The sequence below is a fragment of the Xenorhabdus sp. SGI240 genome (assembly GCF_040081915.1).
GTDB lineage: Bacteria > Pseudomonadota > Gammaproteobacteria > Enterobacterales > Enterobacteriaceae > Xenorhabdus > Xenorhabdus bakwenae.
Window position 1 is genome coordinate 19,470 of record NZ_JBEBMB010000058.1, and the last position, 18,037, is coordinate 37,506.

At 43.4% G+C, this 18,037-nt stretch carries 19 protein-coding genes; 5 read left to right on the forward strand and 14 right to left on the reverse strand.

The features are described from left to right. Positions 1-68: 68 nt before the first annotated feature. On the forward strand, positions 69-263 hold the full coding sequence (locus ABLA76_RS13075) for a YpfN family protein (protein ID WP_072059750.1): 195 nt from the start codon (positions 69-71) through the stop codon (positions 261-263). On the opposite strand, the gene ABLA76_RS13080 is transcribed toward ABLA76_RS13075, so the two are convergent. After that, positions 208-2,346: a GNAT family N-acetyltransferase gene (locus ABLA76_RS13080; RefSeq protein WP_348988246.1), complete on the reverse strand. Its 2,139-nt coding sequence runs from the start codon at positions 2,344-2,346 to the stop codon at positions 208-210. The two genes, ABLA76_RS13075 and ABLA76_RS13080, sit on opposite strands and share 56 nt — an antisense overlap. Positions 2,347-2,418: 72 nt before the next feature. Further along, a complete protein-coding gene (locus tag ABLA76_RS13085) occupies positions 2,419-2,871 on the reverse strand; it encodes a DUF441 domain-containing protein (protein ID WP_348988247.1) in 453 nt (150 codons plus the stop codon). Between the two features lie 347 nt (positions 2,872-3,218). Between ABLA76_RS13085 and ABLA76_RS13090 the strand changes: the two genes are divergently transcribed. Next, complete coding sequence (locus ABLA76_RS13090; RefSeq protein ID WP_285810381.1) at positions 3,219-3,572, forward strand: hypothetical protein; 354 nt, start codon at positions 3,219-3,221, stop codon at positions 3,570-3,572. A gap of 100 nt (positions 3,573-3,672) precedes the next feature. Here ABLA76_RS13090 and purC read toward each other — a convergent pair whose 3' ends face one another. The 3 genes from purC to dapA form a co-directional block, all read right to left on the reverse strand. Further along, positions 3,673-4,386 (reverse strand): phosphoribosylaminoimidazolesuccinocarboxamide synthase, encoded by a 714-nt coding sequence (gene purC / locus ABLA76_RS13095; RefSeq protein ID WP_047767981.1) that lies wholly within the window; start codon positions 4,384-4,386, stop codon positions 3,673-3,675. A gap of 92 nt (positions 4,387-4,478) precedes the next feature. Then, the gene (gene bamC / locus ABLA76_RS13100) at positions 4,479-5,525 is read right to left on the reverse strand and encodes an outer membrane protein assembly factor BamC (RefSeq protein WP_348988248.1); all 1,047 of its coding nucleotides are present in this window, start codon (positions 5,523-5,525) and stop codon (positions 4,479-4,481) included. 17 nt (positions 5,526-5,542) lie between these two features. Then, the gene (gene dapA / locus ABLA76_RS13105; protein WP_348988249.1) at positions 5,543-6,442 is read right to left on the reverse strand and encodes a 4-hydroxy-tetrahydrodipicolinate synthase; all 900 of its coding nucleotides are present in this window, start codon (positions 6,440-6,442) and stop codon (positions 5,543-5,545) included. A 244-nt stretch (positions 6,443-6,686) separates the two neighbouring features. On the opposite strand from dapA, the gene ABLA76_RS13110 reads away from it, so the two are divergent. Then, positions 6,687-7,244 (forward strand): glycine cleavage system transcriptional repressor, encoded by a 558-nt coding sequence (locus ABLA76_RS13110; protein ID WP_348988250.1) that lies wholly within the window; start codon positions 6,687-6,689, stop codon positions 7,242-7,244. Between the two features lie 14 nt (positions 7,245-7,258). Continuing rightward, positions 7,259-7,738 (forward strand): thioredoxin-dependent thiol peroxidase, encoded by a 480-nt coding sequence (gene bcp, locus ABLA76_RS13115; RefSeq protein WP_348988251.1) that lies wholly within the window; start codon positions 7,259-7,261, stop codon positions 7,736-7,738. A 212-nt stretch (positions 7,739-7,950) separates the two neighbouring features. Here bcp and phoQ read toward each other — a convergent pair whose 3' ends face one another. From phoQ to rluE, 7 genes are all read right to left on the reverse strand, one after another. After that, positions 7,951-9,426: a two-component system sensor histidine kinase PhoQ gene (phoQ, locus tag ABLA76_RS13120; RefSeq protein ID WP_348988252.1), complete on the reverse strand. Its 1,476-nt coding sequence runs from the start codon at positions 9,424-9,426 to the stop codon at positions 7,951-7,953. Continuing rightward, positions 9,419-10,102: a two-component system response regulator PhoP gene (phoP, locus tag ABLA76_RS13125; RefSeq protein ID WP_047767992.1), complete on the reverse strand. Its 684-nt coding sequence runs from the start codon at positions 10,100-10,102 to the stop codon at positions 9,419-9,421. Before phoP ends, phoQ begins: the two co-directional genes overlap by 8 nt. Before the next feature lie 368 nt (positions 10,103-10,470). Next, on the reverse strand, positions 10,471-11,841 hold the full coding sequence (gene purB / locus ABLA76_RS13130; RefSeq protein ID WP_348988253.1) for an adenylosuccinate lyase: 1,371 nt from the start codon (positions 11,839-11,841) through the stop codon (positions 10,471-10,473). A 97-nt stretch (positions 11,842-11,938) separates the two neighbouring features. Further along, complete coding sequence (gene hflD / locus ABLA76_RS13135) at positions 11,939-12,565, reverse strand: high frequency lysogenization protein HflD (RefSeq protein ID WP_348988254.1); 627 nt, start codon at positions 12,563-12,565, stop codon at positions 11,939-11,941. 2 nt (positions 12,566-12,567) lie between these two features. Beyond that, a complete protein-coding gene (gene mnmA / locus ABLA76_RS13140; RefSeq protein WP_348988255.1) occupies positions 12,568-13,671 on the reverse strand; it encodes a tRNA 2-thiouridine(34) synthase MnmA in 1,104 nt (367 codons plus the stop codon). A gap of 73 nt (positions 13,672-13,744) precedes the next feature. After that, complete coding sequence (locus ABLA76_RS13145; RefSeq protein WP_348988256.1) at positions 13,745-14,197, reverse strand: NUDIX hydrolase; 453 nt, start codon at positions 14,195-14,197, stop codon at positions 13,745-13,747. Next, the gene (gene rluE / locus ABLA76_RS13150) at positions 14,190-14,819 is read right to left on the reverse strand and encodes a 23S rRNA pseudouridine(2457) synthase RluE (protein ID WP_348988257.1); all 630 of its coding nucleotides are present in this window, start codon (positions 14,817-14,819) and stop codon (positions 14,190-14,192) included. Before rluE ends, ABLA76_RS13145 begins: the two co-directional genes overlap by 8 nt. A 141-nt stretch (positions 14,820-14,960) precedes the next feature. Here rluE and icd point away from each other — a divergent pair, with 141 nt between their 5' ends. Continuing rightward, positions 14,961-16,214: an NADP-dependent isocitrate dehydrogenase gene (gene icd, locus ABLA76_RS13155; protein ID WP_348988258.1), complete on the forward strand. Its 1,254-nt coding sequence runs from the start codon at positions 14,961-14,963 to the stop codon at positions 16,212-16,214. 123 nt (positions 16,215-16,337) lie between these two features. On the opposite strand, the gene ABLA76_RS13160 is transcribed toward icd, so the two are convergent. Next, positions 16,338-17,465 (reverse strand): site-specific integrase, encoded by a 1,128-nt coding sequence (locus tag ABLA76_RS13160; protein ID WP_348988262.1) that lies wholly within the window; start codon positions 17,463-17,465, stop codon positions 16,338-16,340. Continuing rightward, positions 17,455-17,688, reverse strand: coding sequence for an excisionase (locus tag ABLA76_RS13165; protein ID WP_047768002.1), 234 nt, complete (start codon positions 17,686-17,688; stop codon positions 17,455-17,457). The genes ABLA76_RS13160 and ABLA76_RS13165 overlap by 11 nt, the downstream gene beginning before the upstream one ends. Positions 17,689-18,037 lie beyond the last annotated feature (349 nt).

The window sequence follows — 18,037 nt, forward strand, 5'->3', positions numbered from 1 at the left end:
ATAGCTGCTTCACACATTAGGCTCCTGAGCCTCACGGAAGAGGCTCTAAACATTCTGAGGAAAATACCATGCATTGGTTGATAGATTATTGGTGGATTGTTCTGTTAGTGCTCGTCGGCATTATTGTTAACGCAGTAAAAGCACTGAGTCGCGTCGATAAGAAATCTTTCTTAGATAACAAACCCGAATTGCCCCCGCACCGGGATCTTAATGATCAATGGGATGATGAGGATGATTGGCCACAGCGGGATCGCAAGAAATAACCCAATCTCTCCAGTGGCTGGCAAGTATTTTGTCGATGCTTGCCAATGCCTCAGCCGCCTCTTCACGCCAGTGTTTTAACAGAGCCTTACGGCCATTCAGCGATAATTCACTGACACATTGTTCGATACTTAGCCGCTGTTGAAGATGCTTTCTCAACGCAGGCAAGGCCAAATTGCTCTTCAACAGTATTCTCTGTAATGCAAAATAAGATACTGACAGAGGACGATGAGCAAAGGCAAACCCAGCCAATTCCTGCCAGTCACTGTCATTGAGCTGTTCGTCACCATCATGCTCAACTGGCAAGGTAAAGCCAAGTAACGATCCTAATCCTTTGGCATCTCTGGATAATCGCTGTTGTGCGGATTGAGCAAATCGCTCTCCCTGCTCACTCAAAGGCAAAACAGCCATCGCGGTATAGCAACCACTACTCGCTTCCCGGTGAGTGCCCATTCTTACCAGGCGAAAACCACATTTTTGCCAAAGATCCCATAAATCAGCGGTATAACCAAAACTAACAGAGAGGAAATCCAGCTTTTGTTGACTGGCTGCCTGACATTGTTGAATGATCAAATGTCGTGCGATACCACGACGGCGATATTGAGCTTGTACAGCAATACGGCTGATCCGCTGTGATCGTAAAGTTGCAGCCTGCGGAAAACCGCTATGTGCCGCCAGGGATTGAGCCACCAAATTGCCTCTTGGCCGTCGACGTCCTGCCCAGATCTCATGTGCTAATGTCTGTGACAAACCACCTTCGTTCACCATCCACAAAGCGCCAACCAATGATTGATGATGTTCTGGAGAACCCGAAAGGGCAGCCAAAAATGTCATTCCGTTACCATCCATTAATCGCCGCAGATCAAGGGGAGATGTCCGGTAATGTGCACTGGTTAATAAGCCATAAAATTGGCGCAATAATAAGGTCGGGTGTTGTAACCATTCAGGCTGACATATCAGGTGAAAATGCAATTCTTCTGCGTTTAATCGTGTGTCATACACGAGCGATTTATCATCGAATAACAGAGCACTATCCAGCCATGCTTCCAATGGATCATTTTCAGCCCAGCGCATAGGCGTTTTCAATTCACGAATATGGCAGTCAGGCAATTCGGCACACAATTTCAACAAAAAACCGCGTCCTGTTCCCTCATAACCCTGGACTGTTGAAGTCAACAATACTCGTGGAAAATGGCGGATTAATTCTGCTAATTGTGGCGTTGGGATCGCTGCGGCTTCGTCAATCAATAACCAATCAGCATCGCTTTTATTTTTTTGTCGACCTTTTTTCGTCCGGCAATATTTCAACAAATTGTCTACTGACCAAAAAGGCGTTTCTTGCTCCAAAAATTTCTGTTCAGCCGAATCTGAGATAGCGGAATAACGTCGAATAACGTCTGTGGTTATTTTGGCAGGAGCACATAACCAGCATTTTCCTTGCCAATATCGCACTAACATTCCTGCCAGAGCCGACTTTCCCCGCCCCCGAGATGCGGTGATCACCCAAACGCCTCGTGTGGCCTGTAACAGTTCGTCAAGAAGAGATTGCTGACTTACCGTTGGGTTGCCATCAGGCATCTGCCAGACTCCGGTTGCAGGCAATGGTGGTATCTGAGATATCTGAAAAGGTATTTCCTGACGCCATAATAATACTTCAGGAAATGCGCGGATTTGCTGCTGAATATGGCGAATAAAATGAGGCGTCGAAATGACGCCTGACGATTCATTCCAGCGCAAACTATCTTCATCAGGCTGTTCGGGCCATTGTGACCAGGCGGGTACGCGCATCACCAACCAGCTTCCCGCTTTTAATGTGCCAGCCAGTATCGCTAATGCCTCAGCATTAAGCCCTTGAGTCGCATCAAAAACACCATGTAAGAATTCACGGCCAAGCAAGCTGACGGCTTTTGTGGGATCAATGGCCCCCGCTACATGCGCTGAAACCGTTAGCCAATCCCCTTGAAACTGTTCTGTTAGCTGATTGATAATCAATTCACTCCATTGCGGATCACCACTCAAAACAACTAAACGGCGCTGTCCCTGTTGTTGCATTTGTGCCTGCAACATTGCCCATACGCTATACATAGTGCGAACTATCCATAAAATGAACTGCATAACATGTGAAATATCTGATGGCTAAAATGGCTACCGGCATGGTCACGATTTACCAATCATCAGTGATAAAATGCCAGCGGCAATCAGAGGGCCTACCGGAACCCCCTTAAATAGAGCCACGCCCAATACAGTGCCGACCAATAATCCAGCCACGGTAGAAGGCTGGCCAGACATTAAAGTCACGCCACGGCTTCCCAACCATGACACAAGGACACCAACAGCAATAGCCAGCAGGGACTTCCAATTTAAGAACGAGCTAAAAATTTCCTGAGCGGAGATTTTCCCACTTGCGATAGGTGCCATGACGCCTATAGTCAGAATCAGGATACCTATCGCCAAGCCGTACTTTTCCACCCAAGGGAAAAACTGATCCAAGGGCGTGATACGCACTACCAATAGAAATAACATGGCAAGTGTCACTGTCATGTTATGGCTGATGATGCCAAGCCCCGCAAGCACGAGTAAAATAAGTAGAGTAGGATCGATATGACTCATGAGCTTTTATTTCCTGTAAACTCCGATAGAACAATGTTTGACTATTTTTAAACCAGGCAACATAAATTCTGGCATGGAAAAGAGGATAACTTAAAATTTTTGCACTTAATCAAAAATATTCATCAAGTTCCATCCCAAATTTGGGTAATAGCGCAACAATGGGTAGTTTGTTAACATCCTTGCCTTAAACAATCACATTGATAAATAATTAGCCTTATAGACCAAGATACAACCCCTGTTTCTTGATAATTAGCCTTTTAAACACCAACGCCTTTTTACCAAGGTAAAGCAGAAAGGTTGTAAGAAGTGCCTTGCAACTAATATGCGTTCGTATAAGCGATATAAATATGAAAAAATTAACCTCCTCCATGATAATCTGTCTCTCTTTAGCGGGTTGCACCACTCAGTGGGTCCCTGCAACCAGTAATCCTGTTCCTTTTAGTGAAGCAAAAGTTGAATGCAGATTATCAGCATTACAACAATTTCCTGTCAAAAATGAAGTCGCCCAAAGATCAACACTGAAAATGGTGCAGCAACCTTGTATCAATAAAGAGCAATGTGGAAAAAACGGTTACTACAGTCAAAATGTTCCTATGGTCGAAAGCTATGTGACGGATGTCAACGCGGGTTCTAGAAGCGAATTTTATTACGGCTGTATGCACCAAAAGGGCTGGAAGCAAATAACCAAATCCCTGCTTTAAAACTTATTCAACGTGCAAGACAGGGACAGGATGCCCTTTTGATTATCGGAGCATCCTTCCTTTTCTACTATGCTATTTTTTTAAGTAATCGTTTGCGTCATTAATCCAAAATAACGCCAATACGGCGTGCAACTTCCTCATATGCTTCGATCAGGCCACCGAGACTTTGGCGAAAACGATCTTTATCCATTTTATCCATCGTCTGCTTATCCCATAAGCGGCTACCATCCGGTGAAAACTCATCCCCTAATATGACCTTGCCCTTAAACAAGCCAAATTCCAACTTAAAATCCACCAGAATCAAATCCGCATCATCAAACAGTTTGCTCAATACTTCATTGGCTTTGTAGCTCAGACGTTTCATCTCAGCTAAATGCTCTTTGCTCACCCAACCGAATGTCTCACAATAGGATTCATTAACCATAGGATCGTGTTTGGCATCATTTTTCAGAAACAGGTCAAACAGTGGCGGATTAAGCACCATTCCCTCTTCCACTCCCAAACGCTTAACAAGGGAACCTGCGGCACGGTTACGAATAACACACTCAACAGGCACCATATCCAGTTTTTTCACCAGAGATTCATTATCTGACAACCGTTGTTCCATTTGCGTCGGAATGCCCGCGTCTTCCAGTTTACTCATAATGAAATGATTAAATTTATTATTCACCATTCCCTTGCGATCGAACTGTTCAATGCGTTCACCATCCAATGCTGATGTATCATTACGGAATTCCAGCACAAGTAAGTCAGGATTGTCAGTGGCATACACTGTTTTTGCCTTTCCACGATACAACTCAGCTTTTTTCTGCATTTTACACTCCAGAAATATAACGTCTTTAAACGTAACTAATTAAACAAAAAACACATCCAAAATATAAAAGGGGCCTAGGCCCCTTTTATATATTACTTATCCTTGGATTGGCTAAACGCGGCTTCCAGCACCGCCACCATCTGATCATTTTCAGATTGGGTCAGCGGCTTACCTTTGTCGCTGATAAATTGCAGGCTGCTTCGGTTATCCAAATCACCCACCTGCAACTTATAATTTCCTCCGAGGATGGAAGGCGCGTCTACTCCCAGCGCTTTCCAGTCAGAAGAACTACGTTCTTCATAAGTCACCTCTATCGCTCCGGTAGAACGAGTACGATCCGTGACTTTCATACCGATGCTTTCCAACACGTATGGCAATCTGTTCCAGACTATGTTGTATGGTGCACGCACGATAATTTGCGGCAATCCGGTATTATCACTACCGCTTTGTACAGAGAGTGGACCTGAATTTTTAGCACCGCTAAGACTCGCTGTTTCTTGTTGCTGGCTTAAGTCACTTGCCAATTTATTCAGCATCACAACATTGTAACGCTGGATTTGTACCGGATCGGTAATTTCCTTTTCTCCCTGTTTCAAACCTTCGTTCGCAACAGATAGTGCTATTTGGTAATCCTGTTTGGAAACTGAAATACGGTAACGCCCCTGATAAGGAACACTTTCATCCGCCCGGTGCCATGTAATCCAATCTGTCGTTAAGGTTTGTGCAGCATCATCTTTCTGGCTGATTTTATACCCTTTTTCCGCCAGAAGATTATTTACCTGAGACCATAAACTACTGTATTCAGGAGTATTTTCAAACAACAACTTACTGCTGTTAGCACTATTTTCAACGCGGGAACCCGTCAACAATGCAAGCGCTTGCAATGGAGGACGTATATCCAAATCTTTACCCACAGCCCCCGTTGCCGACGTTGTCGGAAGATTATATTCACCATTTTGCAGTGGTAATGTCATTCCCGCAGGGATGTTCAATAGTTTCAGAGGAGGCGTGTCAAGATAGGATTGATCCCCGCTTACCTGACGTTTATAGCGCTGATCACTGGAGCAGGCAGCTAAAAAAACGACCAATGACAGTCCAGCAATCTTCATGACCTTCGATTTTTGCAATAATGTTGCCATTAAAATTCCCTAAAATTTTACAGTAATCCAGCTATTTTCAAGGCACTACCAACTGGAATTTGCCCTTCCTGCGTTAGCGGAACCATTGGCAAACGCAATGTATCATCGGCAATCAACCCCAATTGACGGCAAGCCCACTTAACTGGCGTCGGGCTAGGTTCAACAAATAATTGATGATGCAATTCCATCAGTCTGCTGTTCAGTTCACGAGCTTGCAAAAATTCACCTTGCTCAACCCATTCACACAACTGCGCCATTTCCGCTGCTGCAACATTTGCAGTGACAGAAATAACCCCTTTGCCACCAAGCTGCATGAAATCGACAAAACTTGCATCATCACCACTCAGAAGAATGAAATCTTCATCACTAACCAATGCTTGGATCTGACTAACACGACTTAAGTTCCCTGTCGCTTCCTTAAGCGCAACAATATTTTTCAGTTTTGCTAAACGCGCGACCGTCGGTGGCAATAAATCACATCCGGTACGGGATGGCACATTATACAGAATTTGTGGTAAGTCAGTATTCTCAGCGATTGCCTTATAGTGCAAATATAAACCTTCCTGTGAGGGTCTATTATAATAAGGTGTGACTGACAGGCAACCCACAACACCCGTGTTTTCGAAACGGTTGGTCAGAGAGATAGCTTCTGCTGTCGCGTTTGCCCCTGTTCCGGCAACCACCGGAATACGCCCGTCAGCCATTTCCAGTGTTGTCAGTACAACATCAACGTGTTCGTCATGGTTAAGTGTTGCACACTCGCCCGTTGTTCCAACAGACACAATCGCAGATGTACCACTGGCGATATGATAATCAATCAATTTTTTCAAACTGGCCTTATCAATCCGGCCAGCTGAATCCATCGGCGTTATCAATGCAACTATACTGCCTGTAAAACCAGAATGATTGCCTACCATTGCCATTTCCTCTTAGTTAAACCTAAAACTGCAAATGAGAGGTTCATGGTACTTTCTTGCTATACAGAAGAAAACTCTTTAACCACGCGATTTCAATGAATTTTGTTAATATCAAGTGTAGCTGATTAAACATAAATTATAATTTTGTTCCCTTGATAAAGGCGATTGACCTTCTCCTGATCATTTTTTATGTTAAAACACAACATACACAGCAAACACCAACTAAAATTAAAGGAAAACCGCTTTGCCAACATCAGAACAGCATTTCTTAGTGATCACCGCCCTCGGTACCGATCGTCCCGGCATCGTCAATACCATTACCCGCCTCGTCAGCACATGTGGCTGTAATATTGAAGACAGCCGTTTAGCTATGTTTGGCGAAGAATTTACTTTTATCATGTTGCTATCGGGTAGCTGGAATGCCATTACTTTGATCGAATCCACCTTGCCACAAAAGGGCGCAGAACTTGAATTACTCATCGTGATGAAGCGTACCCGATGCGGTGTCCAGAAAAAATTTCCTTCGACCATCACCGTTAAGGTAGACGTAGTTGATTCACCGGGAATTGTTGAGCGCTTTACCAGTTTATTCACAGCCCAGGATCTTAATATCGCGGAACTGGTATCAAAAACTCACCCAGCCGAAGGAAATCACCCTGCTCGTCTGCAAATCCAAATCACTGGTCACAACCCAGTTGATGATAATGGCACGATATTTAAAGAAAATTTTCATCATCTATGTACAGAATTAAATGCACAAGGCAGTATTATCGTACAAGACCATTTAAATCAAAACGATTAACCGGAGAATAAGTGATGAGTCCATTGAAAGCCGGAGACAAGGCACCACAATTCAGCCTTCCTGACCAAGATGGCGAACCCATTAATTTATCAGACTTCAAAGGTCAACGTGTTTTAGTTTATTTTTATCCCAAAGCAATGACACTTGGCTGCACAACTCAAGCCTGTGGCTTACGTGATTCTATGGATGAGCTAAAAAACGCCAATGTTGAAGTCTTGGGTATCAGCCCAGATGCACCTGAAAAACTATCCCGCTTTGTAGAAAAAGACATGCTGAATTTCACGCTGCTTTCTGATATTGACCACCAGGTTGCCGAACAGTTTGGTGTGTGGGGAGAAAAGCAGTTCATGGGGAAAACCTATGATGGCATTCATCGCATCAGTTTCTTAATTAATCCACAAGGTGAGATTGAACACGTTTTTAATCAATTCAAAACCAGTGATCATCATCAAGTTGTGCTGGATTACCTAAACCAACCTTCATTGTCAATATAGACACAATAAGTTTTGAGTTGCCACTTTATTAACAAAGTGGCAACTTGGTTTATTTATTTGGTATTTATTGCATTGTTATTCAAAGCAAATCTAAATTTCCTGCCTGCATATCATCTGTTAATAAAATATTAACTTTTGTTTATTGTTTCAATGGAAAATGCTTAGCAATCGCCTAATCATTATCGCATGGTGAACGCATTGTGTTGGCTGCTTTATGTTGATGAGTTATTGTGTTGATGAGCATTGTGTTGGGCGCGAAATATTACACTCACCCTGGCACCACCAAGTGGACTATCATCAATACTGATATCACCTTCATATTGCTCGACAATTTCAGACGCTATCGACAAACCAAGACCCTGGCCTGATCGCAGTGTATCGGCGCGTAAGCCTCGCTGAAAAATCATTTCTCGCTTATCAGGGAGGACACCTAATCCATCATCATCGACAATAATAGTGACTGAATTTTCTCCCATTGTGGCGGTGATTTTGACCAATTTCAGGCAATATTTACAAGCATTATCCAGAATGTTTCCCATCACTTCCAGAAAGTCATTTTTTTCCCCCAGCCATGTGACTTCAGGAGAAACATCGAGCATAATTTTGATGTCCTTATGTTGATATACCTTAGTTAAGGCACTGATTAGGCCATCGAGCAAGATTGGGACAGAAGAAATCTGCCTCAGAAGTAAGCTATGGTCGCTGCGCATATTGGCTTTGTGTAGATAATATCCGATTTGTTGGGATATCCGGTCAATTTGTTCAAGCATAATGGGTTCAGCTTGTTCAATGGTCAGCTTTTGAGGGGGGCGCAGAGAGCGCAGGGTTGACTGTAATACCGCCAAGGGTGTTTTCAGGCTATGCGTCAAATCCGAGAGGGTTGTGTGATATTTTGCATAACGTTTACGTTCATTGGATAACAAGTTATTTAAGTTTCTGACCAGCCCTCTTAATTCAGTAGGAGGGTTCTCATCCAGTTCTTTCCTTTCTCCATTTTCTAATGAACTGATTTGGGTAATTACGGATTTTATTGGCCTAAGACTCCAGTCAGCGGCAAGCCAGATTAATGGAATAATGAGAAGTAAGTTAGCGATTAGTACATATCCAAACCATTCCCATACTTTTGCTGATTCCTGTACATCTTGTGGAATGGTATCAATGATAACAATGGTCATGGCAGGCAGTTTGTCAGTGGCAGGATAAATATTTACAGCAACTGAGTAGGTTAATAACACGTCCTTACTATTTTCTGCCTTTTTTGCATTATCTTGATTTGCTGTTGCTGTTGGATTATAGAAAAAGTCCCCTTTTTCTTTAAAATACGCTTCTAGTGTATATAAGCCATCTTTTTTCAGCCAGTCAGGATCAATCATTCTTTCCAATTCAGACACATTATTCTGGCGCCAAAGAATATTTCCATCATTATCATAGATCAGTGCTAATGAGCGGTAATTCATGGAAAAATCGGTGGGAACAAGGATTTCTAGCTTGTTATTTTCCCATTTGGCTAATGTGAAAAATAAATTACTTTGGCTACGGAGTATGGAATAGCTTGTTTTATCAAAACTGACTAAATATCCGGCGATAGCAACAATGCCATATGATAGGGTCAATGCAAGAATAATAGCAGCCGTAGCCATGAGAAACCGTGTTCTCAAAGAAAAAGGTTTTTCAGAGAACTTAAACATTATAAGACTTCACATCGAAGCGATACCCTTGACCACGAACAGTGACAATGACCTCTTCCGGCCATTCATTCAGTATTTTTTTCCTCAAACGCCCCATTAATACATCAATTGTGTGACTCTCGCGTAGTTCAGCATCCGGATACAATTGGCGCATTAGTGTTTCTTTACTGACAACTTTGCCATTATTGCGCATTAAGGTTTCGATAATAATGTATTCAAAGGCGGTCAACTTAATATTGGTTTCATTGATAGAAAACTCCTTTCTTGAGAGGTTGATTAAAAATGGTGATATCTCAACTAATTGTGATGCCAACCCACTATTACGTCGCATTAATGCTTGTATGCGGGCATTAATTTCTTCCAGATGAAAGGGCTTAGTAACATAATCATCTGCACCCGCGTTTAGCACGTTGACTTTTTCTTGCCAGCTCTCACGAGCGGTAAGAACAAGGATAGGTAAATTAACTTGCTCACTGCGCCAGCGCTGTAACATGCTAAGACCATCTTCTCCCGGTAACCCTAAATCAACGATAGCAATATCAGGGTGACTTTCTTTAAGATAATAATCTGCTTCTTTAGCATTCTCCGCAGCATCAACTTGATGTCCGATATCCCGTAATTGCACGGTTAAGTGATGGCGAAGTAATGCATTATCTTCAACGATCAATATCCGCATAATGATTCCTTATGCTAATCAGTAATTAATGTTTATCAAATAAATTTAAAATAGCTAAGTAACCAATTTCGTCAATAAAAATTAAATAAAATTATAGGTATATGATTATGAATAAACTAAGTATAGTAACTATTTAGCTTTTGTTGGTATATTAATGATTGGTGCATTTAAAAACAAATGGTTAGGTTGAAATAGTAAATAAATATACAATTTATTTAACTTCTATATAAGTTCATATATTCAATAGCATTCAGGTTGCTACGTGGCGACTGGGAGTCTGCTGGGATTACGCAGTTAGCAGGAAATTGCAGCACGAAAATTGCGCATGGGCGGAATAGAACCCGCCCATTTGTAGGGATAAATACAGATTATTTTAACTGGTCAACCAGCGAAGCGGCATATCCAATGTAATTTGCTGGCGTCATGGATTTGAGGCGCTCTTTTTCCACTTCAGGAAGCTCAAGGCCATCAATAAACGCTTTCATCCCTTCAGCATCAACTCGTTTACCACGAGTCAGTTCTTTCAGTTTTTCATAGGGCTTTTCAATGCCATAACGGCGCATAACAGTTTGGATAGGCTCTGCCAATACTTCCCAATTGCAATCCAGTTCATTCAGTAAGTGCTGTTCATTGACTTCCAGCTTATTCAACCCCTTCATAGTGGATTGATAAGCAATCAATGCATATCCCAGACCAACGCCCAGATTACGCAATACGGTCGAATCTGTCAGGTCACGCTGCCAGCGAGAAGCCGGCAGTTTGCTGGCAAGATGCCCCAGAACCGCATTTGCCAGGCCCAGGTTGCCTTCTGAGTTTTCGAAATCAATCGGATTGACTTTATGTGGCATGGTAGAAGAACCAATTTCCCCGGCGATGGTTTTTTGCTTGAAATGGTTCAAGGCGATGTAACCCCAGATATCGCGATCAAAATCGATTAGGATGGTGTTGAAACGCGCCACACAATCAAACAGTTCTGCAATGTAATCATGGGGTTCAATCTGAGTGGTATACGGGTTCCACTGAATACCTAAAGAGGTCACAAATGACTCACTGAATTGATGCCAGTCAACTTGTGGATAGGCGGATAAGTGCGCATTATAGTTACCCACCGCCCCGTTGATTTTGCCCAGAACTTCTGCCTGCTCAAGCTGACGGAATTGGCGCTTCATACGATAGGCCACATTAGCAAATTCCTTGCCAACCGTGGAAGGTGTGGCAGGTTGACCGTGTGTCCGCGATAGCAGTGGCAGATCGCGATAATCATGTGCCATGCGTGTGATGGTATCGATTATTTGGCACCATTGCGGCAGCAGAACTTCCTCACGGGCTGTTTTAAGCATCAAGGCATGTGACAGGTTATTAATATCTTCTGATGTGCAGGCAAAATGAATAAATTCTGCAACCTGATGCAGGGCAGGAATATGCGCGACTTTCTCTTTCAGAAAATATTCAACAGCCTTAACGTCGTGGTTGGTTGTGCGTTCAATCTCTTTGATACGCAGTGCATCCTGCTCATTGAAATTTGCAATAATTTCATCAAGGTAAGCGTTTGCGTTGGCGTCAAAAGCAGGAACTTCTCGGATTTCTGTGGTTGCAGCCAGTTTTTGCAGCCAACGTACTTCGACTTGCACACGGAATTTTAGTAAGCCGAACTCACTAAAAATAGCGCGTAATGCGCTGACTTTATCGCCGTAGCGGCCATCAATTGGAGAAACAGCGGTCAGTGAGGATAATTCCATTGGTAGCAACTCCCGGATTTTATTTAACAATGTATGTTTAACAGATTTATGTTTAATAATTTAGATTTAACAGTTTTTCGCTGACAGTCTTTACCATCTAACCGTTAGCAAGGATCTCTTTTGCCTGTCGGATCAGACGTTGACGAGAAAACATGATTTGCAGGCGGCTACCGCCAACTTGTTGCCATAAAACGGCACTACGGATACCGGCCAGTAACACCGATCTGACTTTTGCCTGAATCAACGAATTACGTAATACATCAGGTGAACCCGTCACTTGAATGCGTGATCCCAACGGGCTGATAACATCGACATAAATTCCAGCCAGGGCGTTGAACATTCCCTCTGACATAGGTTCAAAATAGGCTTGCTGGCGTTCTAATTGTTCAATGCGATTTGCCAATTGATTGATGGCAGACGGATTTTTACTCAAGCGGCGTTCCAGTGCCACCAAACTCAGCATATAGCGGGTAAGATCGGCAGAAACGCCACTATGTGAACCATTGAACATACCCAACATGGCATCAAGGCCAACACGCAGGTTGCAGGCATCATTGCCAAAGACATCCAGCGTGGAGGTTGGATTCATGTTCAGGACACTGTTGATCATGATCTCAAAAGCATCAGTATCACACTGGCCTTCATGGGCAAGTTTTTGTACCAGACGGCCTGACTGGCAGATACCTGCCAGCGCCAGTGTAATATCGTAATAATTTTTAGCCACAACTACTCCTGTATACGTTGTTCGATCACACCACCACCGAGACAAACTTCACCTTGATAAAACACAGCGGATTGGCCCGGGGTGATAGCGGCAACAGGGCTATCAAAACGAACCTCAATGTTATCTTCGCCCAGAGGGACGACAGTGCAGGGAATATCATGCTGACGGTAGCGTGTTTTGACTACACAGCGTATTTCTGCTTGCAGTGGTCGGCGATCCACCCAATCCAGTTGCCGGGCAATCAAACCGAGCGACATCAAACGAGGATGCTCATGGCCTTGAGCAACAATCAGTATGTTATTTTCGACATCTTTATCGACGACATACCAGGGTTCTTCACTACCGTTTTTCGTCCCCCCAATCCCCAGTCCTTTGCGCTGACCGAGTGTATGGTACATCAAGCCGGTATGTTGGCCGATGGTCTGTCCATCAACCGTCATTATCGGGCCGGGCTGGGCGGGTAAATAGCGCCCAAGGAAATCACGGAACTTACGCTCACCAATAAAACAGATGCCCGTCGAATCTTTTTTCTTTGCGGTGATCAGGCCAATTTCTTCGGCAATGCGGCGTACTTCGGGTTTTTCCAATTCCCCTACCGGAAACAGGCTCTTAGCAACTTGCTGGTGGCTTAAGGTATATAAAAAATAGCTTTGATCTTTATTATCATCCAGGCCACGGAGCAATTGGCTCATACCGTTCACATCCCGACGACGGACATAATGCCCGGTTGCAATATAGTCAGCTCCTAAATCCTCTGCGGCAAACTCCAGAAATGCTTTAAATTTGATTTCTTTATTGCAAAGAATGTCAGGATTGGGGGTTCTGCCTGCTTGATATTCAGCCAGAAAATGTTCGAATACATTATCCCAATACTCGGCTGCAAAATTAATGGTATGCAATTCTATGCCCAGTTTGTCACAAACGGCCTGAGCATCGGCAAGATCGGTAGCCGCCGAGCAATACTCTTCACTATCGTCTTCTTCCCAGTTTTTCATGAACAGGCCAGCTACCTGGTAGCCCTGCTGTTGCAGAAGGTAGGCGGAAACGGATGAATCAACACCGCCGGACATGCCGACAATGACTTTTTTCTGGCTGTTATCTGACATGGATATATCTCACTGCGGAAAAAAACAAACGCAATACTTTAGCACGTTGGCAACCAAGGTGCACCAAGCGTCTTCATTTGGCGAAAGGTGAACCATAAGAATCCAGTATCGAGAGTGGATAAGTTTTGTGCTCCAGGTAGCAAAGAAGACTTTCGGCGACCAGAGGGGAGCGTAACTGTGAACTGTTAAGGATCTCTTCTGCACTTAACCAATGGCAGCAATGGATATCGTCATCTTGTGGATTGGTATCTATGACTTTTTCCATTTCAACCAGGAATAGAAAACGGATAAATGGGGTTCTGTCCGGCGCAACCCATTGGTGCAATTTTAAAAATGCGTGTGGTTGTACACGAATTCCGGTTTCTTCCCACAGTTCCCGTTCAGCAGCAGCCAGTAATGTTTCATCCGCTTCAAGGTGGCCTGCCGGTTGGTTCCAGAGGAGCTTGCCGTTGATCAATTCTTCAACAATCAAAAATTTATTTTCTGCATGAACAATGCAGGCAACCGTGACGTGTGGACTAAACAAGATTAATTTCTCTCCATTCTCCAGGGGATAATGAGTCTAATTGTATCGAACCCATACTAAAACGGATTAGGCGCAGTGTAGGATAACCCACATGAGCGGTCATCCTACGTACTTGCCGATTTCGCCCTTCATATAACGTAATTTTAAGCCAACTTACCGGAATGCTTTTTCGTTCCCGAATAGGGGGAATTCTCTCCCAAAGCCACTCAGGCTCTTCGACTAATTCAGCGCCAGCGGATAAGGTTGGGCCATCTTTCAATAAAACGCCGCTACGCAGTTTATTCAGGGCCGTTTCATCAGGAATGCCTTCAACCTGAACATAATAAACTTTAGCGCTTTTTTTAGCGGGTTGAGTCAGTTTAGCTTGCAATTTGCCATCATTGGTCAGCACCAGTAAACCTTCACTATCACGATCCAGACGACCCGCGGCATAAACATCAGGAAACGGGATAAAATCTTTTAACGTTGCTCTGCCCATTGCATCGGTGAATTGAGGCAAGACATCATAAGGTTTGTTCAAAATCAATACCCGACGAGGGCTAATTGTTTTTTTTATAGCTCTGTTATTTTTTCTCTGGCTGAATCGGTTAAGTTGGCGTTTTTTAAAAGGGATATTTGTCATGATAAGCCATCGTTAAAAATAAGGGTGCGTATTATACCTTAAAATCTGTGACCGTTGGCGTTTGCAGAATATTCAAGTAGTATTGACACGTCCCTTACAAAAAATTAACAAGGCATTGCGCTTATTTGAAAGGAGAGGTTAATGGAAAGCAAAGTTGTTGTTCCAGCGGAAGGTAAAAAAATTACTATTGATGTCAAAGGTAAATTAAGTGTTCCGAATAACCCGATTATCCCTTATATCGAAGGGGATGGCATTGGTGTTGATGTTACGCCGGTCATGCTAAAAGTTGTTGATGCTGCGGTTCAGAAAGCGTATAGCGGTGAGCGCAAAATTTCCTGGATGGAAATCTACACAGGTGAAAAATCCACGCATGTCTATGGTAAAGATGTTTGGTTACCCGATGAAACGCTAGATTTGATTCGTGAATATCGTGTTGCTATCAAAGGTCCTCTGACAACGCCAGTAGGTGGTGGTATCCGTTCGCTGAATGTAGCACTGCGTCAGCAATTGGATCTGTATGTCTGCCTGCGTCCGGTTCGTTACTACCAAGGTACGCCAAGCCCTGTTAAGCAGCCTGAATTAACCGATATGGTTATTTTCCGCGAAAACGCTGAAGATATTTATGCGGGTATTGAGTGGAAAGCAGGTTCAGCGCAAGCGGACAAAGTGATTAAATTCCTGCAAGATGAAATGGGTGTTAATAAGATCCGTTTCCCTCAACAGTGTGGTATCGGTGTAAAACCTTGCTCAGAAGAAGGCACTAAACGTTTAGTACGTGCCGCGATTGAATATGCTATTGATAATGACCGTGAATCAGTCACTCTGGTTCATAAAGGCAATATCATGAAATTCACCGAAGGTGCTTTCAAGGACTGGGGTTATGAACTGGCTCGCACTGAATTCGGCGGAGAATTGTTGGATGGTGGTCCGTGGGTTAAGATCAAGAATCCTAAAAATGACAAAGATATCATCATCAAGGATGTCATTGCAGATGCTTTCTTGCAACAGATCCTGCTGCGTCCGGCAGAGTATGATGTTATCGCTTGTATGAACCTGAATGGTGACTACATTTCTGATGCTTTGGCTGCACAGGTGGGTGGCATCGGTATCGCTCCAGGTGCAAACATTGGTGACGAGTGCGCACTGTTCGAAGCAACACACGGTACGGCACCTAAGTATGCAGGCCAGGATAAGGTCAACCCGGGTTCGGTGATCCTTTCCGCTGAAATGATGTTGCGCCACATGGGATGGTTCGAGGCTGCTGACTTAATCGTTAAAGGTGTTGAAGGTTCCATTGCTGCCAAGACCGTAACTTACGATTTTGAGCGTCTGATGGAAGGCGCTAAGCTGCTGAAATGTAGCGAGTTCGGCGATGCAATTATCTCACATATGTAATTAATTGCTTAACTGAATAGATGACGGGAGCTTAATGGTTCCCGTTGTTTTATTATCACAATGGAAACGGTTATCAAAACATTATCAAAACCAGTTATCAAAACCCATCAAATTTTGAGCAACTTAGACGACAATTTTTATCCAATCTTTGCCACGGTCATCATGGTATTTATCTGTCTGTTGCTGCGTTTTATGCCCCAATAAATCTTTCGTATTAATACCCTGATCGCGATATAGACGCTCTGATAATGAGCGCTGCTCATGAAAGGCCGCTGGAGTTCCTTCTCTCCAATCAATATCTGTTTTATCACGTGCTTTTTTGAAGTTTGTTGTTAATGTATTAGCTGTTACTTTTTCTCCGCGTTTAGACTGTGATGTGGTGTGAAAGTAGTGAATTAAATACGGGCTAACAACACGGTCGCGGCATCGCGCAACAACTTCTCTGAGAGAAATATTGAGAGCATTGCATCGTAACGCTAAGGGGATAGCTAATCTGGTTCCTGTTTTTTCTTGAGAAACATGCAGATGATCGTCCCAAATATCACTAAATTTCATCTCAGAAATATCACCTAATCTCTGGCCTGTTACTATTGCTAACAACATTGCATTACCCATGTACTTGTGGTGTGAGTCAGCGACTTCAAATATTTTTTGCCACTCATCCAGATTGAGACGCTGACGAGTCACTCTCCTCCTTGGCTGCTTAGTTGCTAGGGCGGGATTGTAACCCGGAGGAACCTCCCCGGCATGTTGAGCTTCCTTAAAAACATCAATCAAAACAGAACGGATAACTTGAGCCATACGAGGTTGTCCGGCTGATTTATATTGATCCAGTATTTCAGCTATATCTCTGGCATCCACGGCAGGAAGAGACTTCATTGCTAGAGCTTGCCGCATTAAATCTACCGGCTTGCGTTTCTGTTTGAACGTATTGAGTTTGATATCACCAGTTTCTAGGCGTTCTTCCTGAACTTTCCAGTACCTATTCAGCCACGTATCAACAGTAATTTCTTTTCCCTTAATTTTTGCTATACGATCACCAATTGCCATGACTTGCCGGCTACGTTGTTCAGCTAGTCTATTGTTGGCTTCAATAGCAATTTCTTTTGCTTCTTGCTCATCGTCGCCTAAAGCATGGTATTTTCCTGTAATGGGATGTCGATAGCGCCAATACACCTTATTGGTTTTGCGACTAAACAATGGGTATAAGTTGGGGATATTGATATTGTTTTTGCGAGGTCTAGCAGCCATCATTTAAGATCCTCTGTAATTTAGGATTATCCGACTTATTTATAGTTGGAGTAGCTAACCGTCCAACCAGTTCTGCATCTTCTCTAACCCGCCAAATGCCGCCTTCTTTTTGTGCTGGTGGGTAAAAAAAACCATTTCTAGCATAACGTTGAAGGGTGCTTAAACTAGGCGGGCGACTCCTATATCTGTCGCTTGCCCATTCATCCAGAGTTAGCATCTGCATATTTTAACCTCTTTTCATTTCCTTCTGAATCATTCGCACATAATATCCCAGCACTGATTTAGCGCTGGATCGCATATGGTTGAGTGGTTTAAATTGGGGTGTGTACTTATCGAGGACTGCGGTCACTGCGGTATCGTCGTATTTGGGTAGTTTTTCCAGTTCTTTGAGGCATTCCCTCGCCACCGTCCTCCTTGCGTTCTCGAATTCGCTAGTCATGGTTAATACGGCAGGAAATATTACCTTTATGCGATTCCCTTATTACTCCTGAGCGTTCATTGTTAATGGTAAAGAACACGGATTCATTTACTTTCCTATCTTTTTGCTTCAAGAAATCTGCTACTAATCCAAA

Bases quoted from the DNA above. Each gene is read 5' to 3' on its own strand.
- ABLA76_RS13090 (WP_285810381.1), top strand. From the start codon at position 3,219: ATGAAAAAATTAACCTCCTCCATGATAATCTGTCTCTCTTTAGCGGGT.
- rluE (WP_348988257.1), bottom strand. From the start codon at position 14,819: ATGACAAATATCCCTTTTAAAAAACGCCAACTTAACCGATTCAGCCAG.
- dapA (WP_348988249.1), bottom strand. From the start codon at position 6,442: ATGGTAGGCAATCATTCTGGTTTTACAGGCAGTATAGTTGCATTGATA.
- icd (WP_348988258.1), top strand. From the start codon at position 14,961: ATGGAAAGCAAAGTTGTTGTTCCAGCGGAAGGTAAAAAAATTACTATT.
- phoP (WP_047767992.1), bottom strand. From the start codon at position 10,102: ATGCGGATATTGATCGTTGAAGATAATGCATTACTTCGCCATCACTTA.
- purB (WP_348988253.1), bottom strand. From the start codon at position 11,841: ATGGAATTATCCTCACTGACCGCTGTTTCTCCAATTGATGGCCGCTAC.
- purC (WP_047767981.1), bottom strand. From the start codon at position 4,386: ATGCAGAAAAAAGCTGAGTTGTATCGTGGAAAGGCAAAAACAGTGTAT.
- bamC (WP_348988248.1), bottom strand. From the start codon at position 5,525: ATGGCAACATTATTGCAAAAATCGAAGGTCATGAAGATTGCTGGACTG.
- ABLA76_RS13075 (WP_072059750.1), top strand. From the start codon at position 69: ATGCATTGGTTGATAGATTATTGGTGGATTGTTCTGTTAGTGCTCGTC.
- mnmA (WP_348988255.1), bottom strand. From the start codon at position 13,671: ATGTCAGATAACAGCCAGAAAAAAGTCATTGTCGGCATGTCCGGCGGT.
- ABLA76_RS13080 (WP_348988246.1), bottom strand. From the start codon at position 2,346: ATGTATAGCGTATGGGCAATGTTGCAGGCACAAATGCAACAACAGGGA.
- ABLA76_RS13085 (WP_348988247.1), bottom strand. From the start codon at position 2,871: ATGAGTCATATCGATCCTACTCTACTTATTTTACTCGTGCTTGCGGGG.
- ABLA76_RS13160 (WP_348988262.1), bottom strand. From the start codon at position 17,465: ATGGCTGCTAGACCTCGCAAAAACAATATCAATATCCCCAACTTATAC.
- bcp (WP_348988251.1), top strand. From the start codon at position 7,259: ATGAGTCCATTGAAAGCCGGAGACAAGGCACCACAATTCAGCCTTCCT.
- ABLA76_RS13165 (WP_047768002.1), bottom strand. From the start codon at position 17,688: ATGCAGATGCTAACTCTGGATGAATGGGCAAGCGACAGATATAGGAGT.
- phoQ (WP_348988252.1), bottom strand. From the start codon at position 9,426: ATGTTTAAGTTCTCTGAAAAACCTTTTTCTTTGAGAACACGGTTTCTC.